Raw genomic sequence first — 16,358 nt, forward strand, 5'->3', positions numbered from 1 at the left:
CGTCTCCAGGCCCAGCACGTTGCGCAGCGTTTACGCCTGCGGCCAGACCCCGCAGGTATGGCTGGACAACCGCGTCGACCTGCTCACCGGCGGCGTGCTGTCGCTGGGGTGGGACGTGCCCGACGGCGTATTCCCCGAAGGCCTGGCCGACGACATGTTCGATGCCTACGTTGGCTACCTGCGCGCAATGGCCGACAAGGATTGGAACGCGGGCGACAGTCTGGAAATTCCGTACCAGCGGATCGAGGCGGCGGATCCGCCGTGCAGCGATGGTCTGCTGCATACCGATTTCGTGCTGCAGGCACGGGCGACGCCGCAGGCCGATGCGGTGCGCTGCGGCGCTACCCGGCTCAGCTACGCCGAACTGCACGGGCTGGCCCAGCACCTGAGCGCGCAACTGCGCGCAGCCGGCGCGCGCCGCAACGGCCTGGTCGCGGTGGTGATGGAGAAGGGCTGGGAGCAAGTGGCCGCGGTGCTGGGGGTGGTGCTGTCCGGCGCGGCCTACCTGCCGCTGGACGCGCGGTGGCCGGCCGAGCGCCTGCAACAACTGCTGGACGAAGCACAGGCCACCGTGGTGCTGACCCAAGCACGGGTACTGCAGTACTGGCGTGCGCCGCCGGGCCTGCACACGATCTGCGTGGACCAGCAGCGCGGCCGCGTGCCGGCTGCGCTGCCCGCCACAGCCGGCGAGCCGGCGCAACCGGACGACCTGGCCTACGTGATCTACACCTCCGGATCGACCGGCCGGCCGAAGGGAGTGATGATCACCCACCGCGCCGCGCTGAATACCGTGCGCGACGTCAACGAACGTTTCGGCGTGACCGCGGCCGACCGGGTGCTGGGTCTGTCGTCGATGAGTTTCGACCTGTCGGTGTACGACGTGTTCGGCACCCTGGCGGTCGGTGCCTGCTTGGTGCTGCCGACGGCCGAGGGCGAACGCGATCCGTCGCAGTGGTGGTCGCTGATCGCCGCGCATGCGGTGACGCTCTGGAACAGCGTGCCGGCGTTGCTGGATCTGCTGGTGGACTACGGCCGCCGTGTCGGCGTGCGCGCGCACGGCGCGGGCGTGACCAGCCTGCGCCTGGCCATGCTCAGCGGCGACTGGATCGGGCTGACGCTGCCGCAGGCGATCCGGTCGCTGGCGCCGGGCTGCGCGGTGGTCAGCCTGGGCGGTGCGACCGAGGCGGCGATCTGGTCGGTGCTGTATCCGATCGAGGCAGTCGATCCGGCCTGGACCAGCATTCCGTACGGCCGGCCGATGAAGAACCAGCGCTTGTACGTGTTGAACGACGCCTGGCAGCTGTGCCCGGTATGGGCGCGCGGCAGCCTGTACATCGCCGGCGACGGCCTGGCGCTGGGGTACTGGCGCGACCAGGAGCGCACGGCGGCGAGTTTCGTCTCGCACCCCCGCACCGGCGAGCGGCTGTACCGCACCGGCGATCTGGCGCGCTACCGTCCGGACGGCTGCGTGGAACTGCTGGGCCGCGAAGACCTGCAGATCAAGCTGCACGGTCACCGGATCGAACCGGGCGAGATCGAGGCGGCGATGCTGCAGCATGCAGCGGTGGCGCAGGCGGCGGTGGTGGCGCAGCGCACCGCGCGCGGCGACCAACAACTCACTGCGTTCGTCGTGCTCGCCAGCCAGCCGGCCGACCGAATGGCCGCGGCCGCGCCCGCCAGCGATTACCTCAAGAAGCTCGAGATCCGCACCAGCCAGCCCAACGTCAGGAAGGACCTGAGCAAGGCCGGCATGCCCGCGATTGCGCTGGACCGCGTGCAGGATGATGTCGCCACGCTGCTCAGGCGCCGCAGCCGGCGGCGTTTCCTGCCCGACGCCATGCCCGCGCGCGATCTCGGCCTGATGTTGTCCGGCATCGCCCAACTCCGGCACTCGCTGCTGATGTTCCCCAAGTACCAGTACGGCTCGGCCGGAAACCTCTATCCGATCCAGGTGTACCTGTATGCAAAGCCCGGGCGGATCGCCGGGCTGGAGCCGGGTTACTACTACTACAACCCGCGTAATCACGACCTGCGCACATTGCCGGATGGCAACGCACTGCGCGCCGAGGACATCGGCGAGGAGAACGCCGCGCTGTTCGACGACTGCGCGTTCGCGCTGTTGCTGGTCGCCAGCATGGCGGCGATGAGCGAACTGTACGGCGAGGCAGGTGGGCGTTACGCAGCCATCGAGGCCGGCCTGGTCACCCAGATCCTGGAAAACGGCGCCGCCGATCACGGCGTCGGCCTGTGCCAGATCGGCGGGGTAACGTTTCCGGCGATGCGCGATCGCCTGGCCGTCGACGAGCAGCACGTGCTGATGCACGCGCTGCTCGGCGGACCGGTCGATCGCGAAGAAGATCCGGTCCACGGCGCGATCGAAGACGCAAAGGCCTTTGGACGGTCCAGGCAAGCTGCCACCGTCGAGACGTCGGCCGAGGCCACGTTCGCAGCGCTCAAGGCGATGCTCAAAGCGAAACTGCCCGCCGCGCTGGTGCCGGCGGCGTTCGTGGCGATGGAGGCCCTGCCGTTGAACGCCAACGGCAAGATCGACCGCGGCGCCTTGCGCGACGTGCAGCCGGCCAGCGGCGCGGCGCGGGCAGCGTCGGCCCCCCCGGCAGCGGCAGCGGCACCGTCCGCGGCGATCCTGGCCGAACTGTGCGCACAGGTGCTGGGGCGCAGCCGGGTCGGGGTGCAGGAAAACTTCCTGGAATCCGGCGGCAACTCGATGCTGGCGATTAAGTTGATCAGCCGGGTACAGAACCTGTTCGGCCTGAGCGTTCCGCTCGCCGACTTCTTCGAAGATGCGACCCCTGCTGGACTGGCAGCGTTGATCGACAAGCTCAGACAGGACGCGGACCACAACGCCGAGGTCTGGCAGCCGGCGGTCGCCGATCCGGTCAACCGGTACCAACCGTTCCCGCTGTCGGCGGTGCAGCAGGCCTATTGGGTAGGGCGCCGCGATTCCATCCACCTGGGCAGCGTCAGCACCCATGCCTACATGGAAGTGGATATTGCCGAACTGGATGTGGCGCGCATGCAGCGGGCGATGCAACTGCTGATCGCCCGTCACGACATGCTGCGCGTGGTGTTTTCTGCCGATGGCTACCAGCGCATCCTGCAGGAGGTGCCGGCGTACGAGGCTGGCTACCGCGACCTGCGCGGCCTGAGCGCCGCCGACGCCGATCGCTCGCTGGCGCAGACCCGCGCGCGCATGTCGCACCAGGTGCTAGCCACCGATACCTGGCCGCTGTTCGAGATCTTCGTCCAGCAACTGGACGGACATTGCCGCCTGCACCTGAGCATCGACCTGCTGCTGGCGGACGCCTACAGCCTGCAACTGTTGCATCGCGACTTTCTCGGCTTCTACCAGCACGCGGAAAATTACCAGGCGCGCACGGTCGACTTCTCTTTCCGGGACTACATCCTGGCCGCGCGCCGGCTACGCGAGTCGCCGCGCTATGCGCGCGCCAAGCGCTACTGGATGGAGCGCTTGCAGCAGTTGCCGCCGGCGCCCGAACTGCCACGGCGTGGACGCGCCGGTACCGGCGCGCACACGTTCCTGCGCTTGTCGGCCCGGTTCGAAGCCGATCGCTGGGAAGCGCTGCGGCAGAGGGGGGCGCGCAGTGAACTCAGCCCCTCGAGCCTGCTGTGCGCCGCGTTCGGGCGGATCCTGGCGCTGTGGTCGGGAGCCGCGTGCTTCACCCTGGGCATGACCACGTTCGGTCGCCTCGCGCTGCATCCCGACATCGACGAGATCGTCGGCGATTTCACCACCATGATCCCGTTGCTGGTCGATGTCGGCGCATCCAGGTTCGAAACCGCCGCGCAAACCGTGCAACGGCAGATCTGGCGCGACATGGACAACGCACTGTTCGACGGCATCGAAGTGCAGCGCGAGCGCAACCGTCTGCAACGGCACATCGGCGCGGCAGCCTTTCCGGTCGTGTTCACCAGCACGATCGGTGCCGGTGTCGGCGAGGGGGCAGGGGAGAAAGTGATCGCCGCGCCTGGCGACGCCGGGCCGGTGCTCAGTGGCAGCATCGGCCACAGCATCTCGCAGACCTCGCAGGTGCTGCTTGATCATCAGGTCACCGAAGTGGCGGGGGCGCTGTCCTACACCTGGGACTACGACGCCGAGCTCCTGCCCGAAGACCTGATGGGCGACATGTTCGCCGCCTATGGGCAATTGCTGGATGCGTTGTGCAGTGACGAAGGGGCATGGGATGTCTGAGACCGCAACGCCCGCATGCGCGGAAATTCCCGCCAGCCGGCTGTTCCCGCCCGAACAGCGTGCGCTGATCACCGCACTGAACCGCACCGATGCGCCGCGCAGCGACGATCTGCTGCATACCGATTTCGTGCTGCAGGCACGGGCGACGCCGCAGGCCGATGCGGTGCGCTGCGGCGCTACCCGGCTCAGCTACGCCGAACTGCACGGGCTGGCCCAGCACCTGAGCGCGCAACTGCGCGCAGCCGGCGCGCGCCGCAACGGCCTGGTCGCGGTGGTGATGGAGAAGGGCTGGGAGCAAGTGGCCGCGGTGCTGGGGGTGGTGCTGTCCGGCGCGGCCTACCTGCCGCTGGACGCGCGGTGGCCGGCCGAGCGCCTGCAACAACTGCTGGACGAAGCACAGGCCACCGTGGTGCTGACCCAAGCACGGGTACTGCAGTACTGGCGTGCGCCGCCGGGCCTGCACACGATCTGCGTGGACCAGCAGCGCGGCCGCGTGCCGGCTGCGCTGCCCGCCACAGCCGGCGAGCCGGCGCAACCGGACGACCTGGCCTACGTGATCTACACCTCCGGATCGACCGGCCGGCCGAAGGGAGTGATGATCACCCACCGCGCCGCGCTGAATACCGTGCGCGACGTCAACGAACGTTTCGGCGTGACCGCGGCCGACCGGGTGCTGGGTCTGTCGTCGATGAGTTTCGACCTGTCGGTGTACGACGTGTTCGGCACCCTGGCGGTCGGTGCCTGCTTGGTGCTGCCGACGGCCGAGGGCGAACGCGATCCGTCGCAGTGGTGGTCGCTGATCGCCGCGCATGCGGTGACGCTCTGGAACAGCGTGCCGGCGTTGCTGGATCTGCTGGTGGACTACGGCCGCCGTGTCGGCGTGCGCGCGCACGGCGCGGGCGTGACCAGCCTGCGCCTGGCCATGCTCAGCGGCGACTGGATCGGGCTGACGCTGCCGCAGGCGATCCGGTCGCTGGCGCCGGGCTGCGCGGTGGTCAGCCTGGGCGGTGCGACCGAGGCGGCGATCTGGTCGGTGCTGTATCCGATCGAGGCAGTCGATCCGGCCTGGACCAGCATTCCGTACGGCCGGCCGATGAAGAACCAGCGCTTGTACGTGTTGAACGACGCCTGGCAGCTGTGCCCGGTATGGGCGCGCGGCAGCCTGTACATCGCCGGCGACGGCCTGGCGCTGGGGTACTGGCGCGACCAGGAGCGCACGGCGGCGAGTTTCGTCTCGCACCCCCGCACCGGCGAGCGGCTGTACCGCACCGGCGATCTGGCGCGCTACCGTCCGGACGGCTGCATGGAACTGCTGGGCCGCGAAGACCTTCAGATCAAGCTGCACGGTCACCGGATCGAACCGGGCGAGATCGAGGCGGCGATGCTGCAGCATGCAGCGGTGGCGCAGGCGGCGGCGGTGGCGCAGCGCACCGCGCGCGGCGACCAACAACTCACTGCGTTCGTCGTGCTGGTCGAAGCAAACACGCCGGAGCCGGGCAACGCCTTGTTCGCCCACGCCATGCAAAAGCTGCCGCAACACCTGCATCCGGCCCGGATCGTCGTGCTGGAACAGTTGCCGCTCGACGACTTCGGCCGGATCGACCGTGAAGCCCTGCAAGTACACGGCGTCGTCGATACCCCGATCATGTCGCCATCCGCATCTGAGGGACGCGACGACACCCTCGCCGCGATCGCCACGATCGTCGCCGACGTGCTGGTCGTCGACGACTGCGGTTTCGATCAACGCCTGCTCGATCTTGGCGCGGACTCGGTCGGCATGATCCGCATCGCCAATTCCCTGGAAGAGCGCTTCGGCCATCGGCCGGGGCTCGAATTCCTGTTCCGAAATCCGTCGCTGCGCGACATCGCCGACGAGCTGTCGGTGCTGGCGAGCACCGGATCCGATGCCGTCCAGACCTTGCGATAAACGGCCATGAACATACTGTCGATCAACTTCAATCATGACGGAGCGGCGGTAGTGCTGAAGGACGGCCATGTCGCCGGCTACGTGGCGACCGAACGCTTTTCCAGGAAGAAAAAGCATCCGGGCGTGCGTGCCAGCGACATCGAAAACCTGCTCGACCAGGCGCAACTGCAGTTGCGCGACATCGACCAGGTGCTGCTGCTCAATCTCAACAACATGGATTCGCCCGAGGTGGTGCAGCTGCACGGCACCAACTTCAAGGACACCTGGCCCGAGTTCTGGATCGACGGCAGCTACAGCACGATCAATCTGATGGGCACCCACCTGCCATGCGCGGTGATGCACCATTCCTCCCATCACGTCATGCACTCGGCCGCGGCTTATTTCTATTCGCCGTTCGAATCCGCGGTATCCCTGGCCTGCGATCCGATCGGCGCGCACGCCTTTTTCATGCGCGGCATGCAGCAGGCGCCGGTGCCGTCGTATCGGCATCTGGTCGCGCCGCGCGTCTACGACCGGGTGGCCGCCGGACTGTTCGGAACCGGCCTCATCGGTGCGGGCAAGTTGATGGGCTTGGCTCCTTACGGCGCCGACGAACGCGAGATCGACTACGCCGAGTTGCTCGGCATGCATTACCAGAAGGCCCATGCGCGCCTGCTGGAACAGACCCGCGACGATGCCATCGAAGTGGCCGCCGCCGACGGCAAACCGCTCAACGCGACCGTGGCCTTCCATGCCCAGGCCTTGCTGGAGTACGAGCTCTCGCGTCTGTTCGACGAGTTGTACGAGACCTGCGTAGCGCACGGCATCGAGCCCAATCTCTGCCTGTCCGGCGGCACCGCGCTCAACTCGGTGGCCAACCAGCGCTGCTTCGAGCGCTCGCGTTTTCGGGACATGTACCTGTATCCGGCCTGCGGCGATGACGGCACGCCGATCGGCGCGGCGCTGATTTCCTGGCACATCTTCATGCAGCAGCCGCGCATCGCGCGCAGTAACCGCGATGCGATGTACTCGCGCCGCAGCTACGACCATCTGATTCCAGACGCACTCGACCGCTACGCGGCCTCGGTCCAGGTCGAATCGCACGAGGATCACGCGCCGGTCGCGGCGCAGATGATCGCCGACGGGCGGGTGATCGGCTGGTTCCAGGGCGCCAGCGAAATCGGGCCACGCGCATTGGGCAATCGCTCGATCCTCGCCGATCCCAGGCGTGCGGACATAAAGGACTACCTCAACCGCACGATCAAGCAGCGCGAGATGTTCCGACCGTTCGCGCCTTCGATCCTGCGCGAGCATGCGATGGAGTGGTTCGGCATTGAGGAGAGCCCGTTCATGCTTCGGGTCGCGCCGGTGCGCAAGCCCGGCGTACCGGCGATCACCCATGTCGACGGCACCACCCGTTTCCAGAGCGTGGATGCCGCCGACAATCCCTCGTACCACCGGCTCATTTGCGCATTCCACCGCCTGACCGGTATTCCGTTGGTGCTGAATACGTCATTCAACGGCAAGACGGAGCCCATCGTGGAGACGCCGGACGATGCCATCGCGTGCATGCTGAACAACGGACTCGATGCGTTGGTGTTTCCAGGCCGCATCGTGCGTCCGCGACGCACCGGGTAATAACCACGACGATGCAACAACGACACTTGATCAGAACGCTGCCGATCTGATAAAAGTGCTTGCAAAGATGGGGCACTCCGGCAGCGGCCAATCGTGGCGCTAACCAACTGCTAACGCTGTTGACGAATGGGGAAAGAGGAATTCCATGTCCGACATCGATGACGATCAGACCACCTACCGTGTGGTAGTCAATCACGAAGAACAGTATTCGATCTGGCCTGCGACCAGGGAGTTGCCCGCGGGCTGGCGCGACGCCGGCAAGCAAGGCAGCAAGGCGGAGTGCCTGGCGTACATCGAACAGGTCTGGACCGACATGCGTCCGCTCAGCCTGCGACAGCATATGGAGGAGATGGCGCGCAATCCTCCCGTCGCCGAAACCGAGGTGCCCGTCGATGACGAACCCGTGCCGCTGTACCAGCGGCTGGCCGACGGCGAGCATCCGGTGCATTTCATCTCCCGTCCGGAAACCAGCGCCAGCGTCCTGCGCCGGTCGATCGATCGCGGCTACGTGCACGTCGTCTTTCCCAACACTCAGGGCGGCACCGAGCTCGGCATCCGTATCGACCCGGCCAACACCGACACGAGCAAAGCGGACTTCGAGGCCGGCTCGGGCGAAGTCAGTCTGGCCGGCACGCTCACGCTCGACGGCGCCCATGTCCGCTGCAACGCGCGGCTGGATCTGGCCACGCTAAAAGGCACGGGTCATCTGCAACTGCTTGGCTGAGCCGAAGCCCGCTCCCCGGGCATAGCGCGAGAGTGCGATCATGAATTCTGAGGGCGGGCGCGCTTTGCCGCGCATCGGCATGGCGGGTGCTTGCGTTGTCGTCGGTACGCACGACTGCGTGGGCGAAGGCGATCGTCGCAGGGTGGATTCAAGCCGGATGTCGGCGCATGCCGATGCAGCGGTCGGTCCGGCGTTTCTCGATCGGCGCAAGGCCAGGTGATTGAACGATCACCAGCCCATCGAGCCGATCGCGATCGCCGACCGCAACAGGCCATTGCGGGCGTCGTTGGCGCAGCAACGGCTCTGGTTTCTTTCACGCCTGAAGGGGGCCGATCGCGCCTACTACATCCACGGCGGGCTGCGCTTGCGCGGCGCGCTGGATCGTCGTGCATTGCTCGATGCGCTGGATCTGATCGTTCAGCGGCATGAGACCCTGCGCACCACCTTCCGCCAGATCGATGGCGATGCTTATCAGTCGATAAGCGCCGCGGCGCACGCGAGCGTTCGCCAGCACGACCTGAGCGGCGTGAAAGACGCCGGCGAGCGCTTGCGCGATATCGTCGGGCACGAGACGACGCAAGCCTTCGATCTGGAGCGCGGCCCGCTGGTGCGTGGCTGCTTGATCCGACTGAGCGCGGACGAGCACGTGCTGCTCATCACCATGCATCACATCGTCTCCGATGCGTGGTCGATGGGCATCCTGACTAACGAGCTCGGCGCGCTCTATTACGCGCTGTCGCGGCACCAGGACAATCCGTTGCCTCCCTTGCGCATCCAGTTCGCCGACCACGCCGAGTGGCAGCGAGAGAGGCTCGAGGGGGCGCGGCTGGAACAGCAGTTGGCGTATTGGCGACGGGCACTGGCCGATGCGCCGGCGACGACCGAGCTGCCCGGCGATCGGCCACGGCCGCCGATCCAGAGTTATCGCGGCGGCAGCGTCGGCATCGAGCTGGATCCACAACTGGTCATTGCACTCAAGGCGTGCAGCCGGGCTCATGGCGTGTCGATGTTTACGACGTTGCTGGCTGGCTGGAGCGTGCTGCTGTCGCGCTTGAGCCGTCAGTCCTGCGTGTTGATCGGCAGTCCCACCGCAAACCGCTTTCGCAAGGAGCTGGAAGGTCTGATCGGGTTCTTCGTCAACGTGCTGGTGCTGCGCATCGATATCGACGCGGATGCGAGTATCGGCGAGCTGCTTCGGCATGCGGGCGAGCGCGTGCTGCAGGCGCAGCAACACGCCGACGTGCCGTTCGAATACGTGGTCGAAGCCTTGAAGCCACCGCGTAGCCTCGCACATACACCGCTGTTCCAGGCGGCGTTCGTCTGGCAAAGCGTACCCAAGGCGCATCTGGGCCTGCCGGGGCTGTCCGTGCAGCCGTTGGCCATGCCCGGCGATACCGCACAGTTCGACGTGACGTTGACGCTGGGAGAGTCGGGCGATCGCATCCTGGGCACGCTGAACTACGCGAGCGACCTGTTCGATGCGGACACGATCGCGCGTTGGGCCGCTGCGTACGCGCACGTGCTGCGGCAGATCGTCGAGGATCCGCAGCGTCCGCTCGCCACGTTGAGCCTGCTCGATGCCGCATCGCGGCGGCAGGTGGTGCAGGACTTCAACGCCACCGACCGCGCCTGTGCTGACGGATTGGTGCACACGCTGTTCGAAGCGCAGGTGGCGCGCACGCCCGATGCGATCGCCGCGGTCGATGCCAATGAGCAGGTCAGCTACGCCGCACTGGACCGGCGTGCCAATCGGCTGGCCCGGCATCTGCGCGCCTGCGGGGTCGGCCCGGAGCACCGCGTGGCGGTGAGCGTGGAGCGCGGGGTACCGTTGTTGCTGGCATTGCTGGCCACGCTCAAGGCTGGCGGCGCCTATGTGCCGCTGGACCCGGACGCGCCGCCGCAGCGCCTGGCCGAGATGTTGCACGACAGCCGGCCGACGGTGGTGCTGCAGACCCAGCGCACGCCGGTGCCGGCGCAGTTGGTCGGCGCCGCGCAGCAGGTGTGGCTGGACCAGCCGCACACCTGGGCGCAGTTGTCCGGTGCCGCCCTCGCGGTACCCGGACTGACGAACGCGCAGCTGGCCTACGTGATCTACACCTCCGGTTCGACCGGCCGGCCGAAGGGAGTGATGAACGCGCACCGCGGCGTGGTCAACCGGCTGCGCTGGATGCAGGACGCCTATGCGTTGCAACCCGGCCAGAGCGTCCTGCAGAAGACCCCGTGCAGTTTCGACGTGTCGGTATGGGAGTTCTTCTGGCCGCTGCTGGCCGGCGCCCGGCTGGTGTTTGCGCGGCCGGGCGGGCATCGCGATCCAGGCTATCTGCATGCGCTCATCGAGCGCGAAGGCATCGACACGCTGCACTTCGTGCCCTCGATGCTGGATGCCTTCGTGGAAGCGGTCGACGCAAGTTCGACTTGCGCATCGTTGACACGGGTGTTCTGCAGCGGCGAAGCCTTGTCGCGCGAGCTGGCGCAGCGATTCGCCGCGCGGTGGCCGCAGGTGGGCCTGCACAACCTGTACGGTCCGACCGAAGCGGCGGTGGACGTGACCGCCTACGCCTGCGCGCACCTGCCGCCAGCGGGCGAGGTGCCGATCGGCGCCCCGATCGCGAACGTGCGGATCTACGTGCTGGACACGCATGGCGCACCGGTCCCGATCGGCGTGCCGGGCGAACTCTACATCGGCGGCATCGCCGTCGCGCGCGGCTACGAAGCGCGCGCAGGCCTGACCGCCGAGCGCTTCGTGGTCGACACCCATGGGCCGACGCCGGGCGCACGGCTGTACCGCACCGGTGACCTGGGCCGTTGGCGCGCCGACGGCACGCTCGACTACCTGGGCCGCAACGACAGCCAGGTGAAGCTGCGCGGCCATCGCATCGAACTGGGCGAGATCGAAGCGTGCCTGCGCGACTGGCCGCAGGTCCGCGAAGCGGCGGTGGTGCTGCACGGCACGGGCGCACACGCGCGGCTGGTGGGCTACGTGACCGGCGCGGGCGCGCAATCCCCCGACCTGGACGCACTGCGCCAGCACCTGCGCGCACACTTGCCCACACCGATGCTGCCGGCGGCGCTGGTGCTGCTGCCGGCGATGCCGTTGACTCCGAACGGCAAGCTCGACCGCAAGGCATTGCCGGCGCCGGACGCAGACGCGCTGCCGCTGCAAACCTACGTACCGCCACGCGGCGAGCGCGAACAGGCGCTGGCGCTGATCTGGCAAGACCTGCTGCAACTGCCGCACGTCGGTCGCCATGACCATTTCTTCGAACTGGGCGGCCACTCGTTGCTGGCGATGCGCCTGGTCGAACGAGCGCGCCACCAAGGCATCGACATCGCCTTGACCGTAGTGTTTGAAAACCCCACGCTCGCCGCGCTGGCCGCGCGCGTGACCGCAGTGCCCGTTCTTGCCTTGCCGCCTTGCGTGGTGCACATGCGCGAAGGCTCGCACGAACAGAACATGTTCCTGATCCACGACATCAGCGGCGATGTCGCCGCCTGCGTGCCTCTGGCGCAAGCGCTGCCGCAAGGCTGCTGCGTCTACGGCTTGCAAGCACGCAGCGATGACGCGGCTGCGCAAACCTCGATCGGCGCAATCGCCGAGCTGTACCTGCGCGCGGTGCGCGGGATCCAGGTTCAAGGCCCTTATCGCTTGGCCGGCTGGTCCCTGGGCGGGCTGATCGCGCAGGAAATGGCCTTTCAGCTCGAATCGGCGGGGCATACCGTCGACGTCGTCGGCATGGTGGACTGCGCGCTGCTGGATACCGAATCATGGCCGGACCAGGCCGACGACCAACTGCTAAGGCACCTGCGACCGCCATCCGAAGCCGTGGCAGCGGATGAAACGCATTCGGACGCCGCGCCGGACTGGGCTATCATCGCCCTACGTCGCCGACTGCTGCAGGCAGGAACAACGCATATGCCGAACGCGATCAATTCCCCGATCCAGTACGTCTTCGCTTCCGCGTCGATGGACACGTCGCAGGCGCGGGCTCACGCTCGGCGCCTGGGCGAGGACGTGACACTGACGGAAATGGACGCCGATCACTGGACGATCATGGCACCTGCGCGGGCCGCAGCAGTCGCGCAGGTGCTGGCCGCGGCACTCCGGCCGCCGGCCCGCGCGTCTTAGGAAGCGTTCCGTGCGCGCCGATACTGCGTTGCGCGCGTTGCCCCGGCCACCAGCCTGGGCCGCAACGCATGCCTTGTCTCGACGCACCACAGGACGCTCCGCACGCACCTCGAAGTACATCACGCGCGCTAGGCTACCGACGAACCGACGCGACAAGGAGTTCGAGCATGGACACTTTCGGCCCCAGGATGTTCGAGCGCCTGCACGACGCCTATCACGCCAGTGGCCAGCGGGGCGTGTGCGCGTTCGAGATCGACGGCCAGGCAGGTGAGCAGTTCCATGTCGTGGCGGACGCCGACGGCATCGCCTATGGCGACGGTGCGCATCCCAATCCGTCCAGTACCGTGCGCATGACGTCGGCGATCGCCAATTTCGTGCTCGACAGCCCCGAATCGATCGAGTTCCGTTCGCCGACGTTCGCTCAGCAGATGCAGGTGCAGGGCGACCTGAGCCTGGCGTTTTCGCTCGGCCTGCTGCTGCGCCGCCCGTCCGCGGCGACCGTGGCGAGATTCCAGGAGGCCACCCGCATCAGCGGCTCGCGCGCACCGGTCGCAGCGATCGAGCGCCTGTATCGGCCATCGACCGAACAAGTGCTGGCCTGCCTGGCAGAGCAGCGTCCGGTGGTGGTGGAAGGCGCGCTGGACGCCTGGCCACTGCCGCGCAGCCTGCAGGAGTTTGCCGAGCGGTTTGGGCATTGCGCACTGACCATCGATCCGCGCATCGTCCAGCAACGCGATATCTCGGACCTGGTGCGTGCGTTGGACGGCAGCGGGGCGGAGGACATCTACACCCATGGCTGCCAGATCCCGGCCGCGCTGCAGCAGGCCTTCGCGCCGCCATTCTTCGATCGCCACGGGCCGCCCGCGATCGCGCAATTGTGGATGGGGCAGGGCGGGGCGGGGACGCGGCCGGTGACGTTGCTGCATCGCGACGATCTGCACGGATTGCTGGCGCAACTGTACGGTTACAAGCGCGTGCTGATGTTCCCGCCCGACCAGGGCGAATTCCTGTATCCCTCGATCGCCTACACCAACAGCCAACCCTGTCGCGTCGATCCGTCCGCCGCCGACCACGCGCGGTATCCGCTGTATGCGAACGCGCGCGCCCTGCAGGTACGGCTCGGACCTGGCGAGATCCTGGTCAATCCGCTGGGCTGGTTCCATTGCGTGTTCGCCGAGGACAAAGTCGTTTCGCTCAGCTATTCGTTCCGCGCCTGATCGCACATTCCCAAACGCATTCACCATCGAACACAGGAGAGCGCAATGAGCATCGGATCCGTCACCCGCGCAATGGCCGTCGCCTGCTGTTTCGGCGGGCTGCTTGCGACCACCGTGGGCGTTTGCGCGCAGCCGGCCGCGCCAGCCGCACCAGCTGCGGCGGCCGCCGACAACGCCGTCATCCGGGAGCTGGAAGCCCGGCTGGCGACGGCGTTCGTGAAGAAGGACCTGGTCTTCCTGGACTCGGTCATCGCCGAGGACGTGATCTATGTAGGCTCCGACGGCGCGCGCATGAACAAGAGCGCGTACCTGGTGCTGGTGACCAAGGATCGCGTGTATTCGAGCTACGTCAACAAGACCATGGTGACACGGATGTACGGCGATTTTGCCGTCGTCAGCGGTCCGGAAAAAGTGGCCGGAGAATTCGGTGGCTGGAAGGGCCAGGTCGATGTGGTGACCACCCGGGTGTGGGCGCACCGCGCCAACAAATGGCAGATCGTGCTGTGGCAGGCGACCACCGCGCCGGCACCGCCGGCCGCGCCACACTCCCTGCAAAAGTGGCTGCATGGCGGCTGAGCGATTGCCCGCACGCCGGTCGCGGCACGCTCAAGCGTCCGCGTGCAGTGGCGAGGGCGCGGTCATGAAGCCGGGGTAATGCGTCTGGGCGGTGCGGCTGCCTTGGCGCTCGAAGATCGCCAACGCCATCAGCCGGAACAGACCGATGAGCGCGGCCGGGTCCGTGGCCGCCTGCTGCGCCAACTGCGCCGCCGCCCTGGTGTCGAACAGGCTGTCGGCAACGTCGACGTACTTCTCGACGAACGACGGCCACGCGTTGCGAAACAATACGAAAAACATCCGCGTGATCGACGAGGTGTCGTTACCCTGGAAAAACGGCACTTTCGGTCTCTGGCAAAACCGCTCGGGCATCCAGCGTGACGCTGCCTTGCGCACGATTTGCTTGTCCCAGAACAGCTGCGCATGCGCCGATTCCGGGATCGACCACAGGAACTCCACCAGGCGCGGATCCAGAAACGGCACTCGCGACTCGACCCCCTGGGCGGCGCTGGTGCGATCCTCGTGCCACAGGTTGTATCGCTGCAGTGAGCACACGAACGAGCGCATGAGCGGACGGTACGACAGCCGCTCGCGATCGCGCACGTTGTCGCGGTCGATCCAGTCGCGATAGGGCGGCGCGAACGCGGCCACGCGCTGCGCCTTCAAGTAGCCATCCCACGAGACATGCGGGGCTGCGTAACTGTTGGAATAACCGCCGGCGAACTCGTCGGCGCCCTGGCCCAGCAGCACCACCTTGAGCTCGGGCCGCTGCGTCTTCAGGAAGCGATGCGCCTCGTGCTTGAAGAAGATTTCCGGGTCCAGGAACGGCGTATCCATCATCCAGACGAAATACTCCAGTTCCTCCAGGCCGAGCGGTTGTTCGGCGAGGAAATGATCGGCGCGAAAGCGCACCTGCGAAAAACGCAGGCCGGCGTGCGCGGCCAGGCTGCGAGCCGCATCGGCATCGCCGGAGGCTTCGACCGTCTCCTCGACGATGTTCAGGCAATGGATGTCCGGGCGATAGCGCCTGGCGATGGCGGCGATCGTGCACGAGTCCAGGCCGCCGCTGAGGAAGATGCCGACCGGCACGTCGCTCATCAACTGGGCATGGACCGAGGCTTCGAGCAGGTCCGCATAGCGTTCGCACAGCTGTTGCGGGCTGGCCGCCGCTTCTATCTCGGTGTCTTCGATGCGCCAGTAAGCCTGCGGCCGCGAGCACCGGCCGTCATGCACCGTCAGATAATGGCCGCCCGGCAGGACGTCGACGCCCTCCACGTAGCTCGGCAGGCGCAGCGCATAGCGTGGATCGTGCATGCCGTCGCGCGGGCCGCCAAGGTGGAGATCGCTCCAGTCCAGTTCCGGCGAGCACTGCGGATGGGCGCGCAGCGCCTTGATTTCGGATCCGAACAGGAACGTATCCGGGCCGTCGCAATAGAACATCGGCTTGACCCCGAGATGGTCGCGCGCGAGCACCAGCTTGCGTTGCCCGATGTCCCAGATGCACAGAGCGAAGATGCCGTTGAGGCGGGCGAAGGCCTCGACACCGAATTCCTGGTATAGGTGGACGACGATCTCGCAGTCCGAATGGCTGCGGAACACATGGCGGTCGCCGAGCTGTGCGCGCAGCTCGCGGTGATTGTAGATTTCGCCGTTGACCACGGCCACGATGCTGCGCTCCTGGTTCCAGAACGGCTGCGCGCCGCCAGCCACGTCGACGATCGACAGGCGGCGGAACACCAGTGACAGCCTGTCGTCGCAGTAACGGGTTTCCTCATCCGGCCCGCGGCGCGCCAGCTGCAGGCCCATGCTGTGCAGGATCGACGCGCGCTCGTGCGCGGGTTGCGCCGCGCCGTGAAAATCCAGGAAGCCTGCAATTCCGCACATGGAGTCGTTACCGCCGTCGGATCGGTGGGTTCAAGCCGTTGGATGGATCGCCGGCGCGCCACTCGGGCGGTACGTGG

At 67.1% G+C, this 16,358-nt stretch carries 7 protein-coding genes and 2 pseudogenes; 8 read left to right on the forward strand and 1 reads right to left on the reverse strand.

Translation table 11 applies throughout. From position 1 onward, the window contains the following. Positions 1–358 precede the first annotated feature (358 nt). The 8 genes and pseudogenes from AC1PLA_RS11145 to AC1PLA_RS11180 form a co-directional block, all read left to right on the forward strand. Positions 359–1,522: pseudogene (locus AC1PLA_RS11145) on the forward strand (amino acid adenylation domain-containing protein); the annotation flags it as partial. Positions 1,523–1,585: 63 nt separating this feature from the next. Then, positions 1,586–4,231, forward strand: a pseudogene (locus tag AC1PLA_RS11150) (condensation domain-containing protein); the annotation flags it as partial. Further along, positions 4,224–6,158 carry an amino acid adenylation domain-containing protein gene (locus AC1PLA_RS11155; protein ID WP_374151391.1) on the forward strand — a complete coding sequence of 645 codons (1,935 nt, stop codon included), beginning with the start codon at positions 4,224–4,226 and terminating at the stop codon, positions 6,156–6,158. The pseudogene AC1PLA_RS11150 and the gene AC1PLA_RS11155, both read left to right, overlap by 8 nt. 6 nt (positions 6,159–6,164) lie before the next feature. Beyond that, the gene (locus AC1PLA_RS11160; RefSeq protein WP_102252991.1) at positions 6,165–7,775 is read left to right on the forward strand and encodes a carbamoyltransferase C-terminal domain-containing protein; all 1,611 of its coding nucleotides are present in this window, start codon (positions 6,165–6,167) and stop codon (positions 7,773–7,775) included. A 145-nt stretch (positions 7,776–7,920) separates the two neighbouring features. Then, positions 7,921–8,499 carry an MbtH family protein gene (locus tag AC1PLA_RS11165; protein WP_102252990.1) on the forward strand — a complete coding sequence of 193 codons (579 nt, stop codon included), beginning with the start codon at positions 7,921–7,923 and terminating at the stop codon, positions 8,497–8,499. Positions 8,500–8,719: 220 nt separating this feature from the next. Beyond that, positions 8,720–12,625, forward strand: coding sequence for an amino acid adenylation domain-containing protein (locus AC1PLA_RS11170; RefSeq protein ID WP_481104552.1), 3,906 nt, complete (start codon positions 8,720–8,722; stop codon positions 12,623–12,625). Between the two features lie 167 nt (positions 12,626–12,792). Continuing rightward, positions 12,793–13,842: a cupin-like domain-containing protein gene (locus AC1PLA_RS11175; RefSeq protein WP_180968714.1), complete on the forward strand. Its 1,050-nt coding sequence runs from the start codon at positions 12,793–12,795 to the stop codon at positions 13,840–13,842. Positions 13,843–13,887: 45 nt separating this feature from the next. Beyond that, the gene (locus AC1PLA_RS11180) at positions 13,888–14,418 is read left to right on the forward strand and encodes a nuclear transport factor 2 family protein (protein WP_102251965.1); all 531 of its coding nucleotides are present in this window, start codon (positions 13,888–13,890) and stop codon (positions 14,416–14,418) included. 30 nt (positions 14,419–14,448) lie between these two features. Here the strand turns inward: AC1PLA_RS11180 and asnB are convergent, their stop codons facing one another. Beyond that, positions 14,449–16,281, reverse strand: a complete 1,833-nt coding sequence (asnB, locus tag AC1PLA_RS11185; RefSeq protein ID WP_104573350.1) for an asparagine synthase (glutamine-hydrolyzing) — start codon at positions 16,279–16,281, stop codon at positions 14,449–14,451. Positions 16,282–16,358 lie beyond the last annotated feature (77 nt).

This window comes from Xanthomonas sp. NCPPB 1826 (genome assembly GCF_056725285.1).

Coding starts and splice junctions, on each gene's coding strand:
- AC1PLA_RS11180 (WP_102251965.1), top strand. CDS start 13,888: ATGAGCATCGGATCCGTCACCCGCGCAATGGCCGTCGCCTGCTGTTTC.
- asnB (WP_104573350.1), bottom strand. CDS start 16,281: ATGTGCGGAATTGCAGGCTTCCTGGATTTTCACGGCGCGGCGCAACCC.
- AC1PLA_RS11165 (WP_102252990.1), top strand. CDS start 7,921: ATGTCCGACATCGATGACGATCAGACCACCTACCGTGTGGTAGTCAAT.
- AC1PLA_RS11175 (WP_180968714.1), top strand. CDS start 12,793: ATGGACACTTTCGGCCCCAGGATGTTCGAGCGCCTGCACGACGCCTAT.
- AC1PLA_RS11155 (WP_374151391.1), top strand. CDS start 4,224: ATGTCTGAGACCGCAACGCCCGCATGCGCGGAAATTCCCGCCAGCCGG.
- AC1PLA_RS11160 (WP_102252991.1), top strand. CDS start 6,165: ATGAACATACTGTCGATCAACTTCAATCATGACGGAGCGGCGGTAGTG.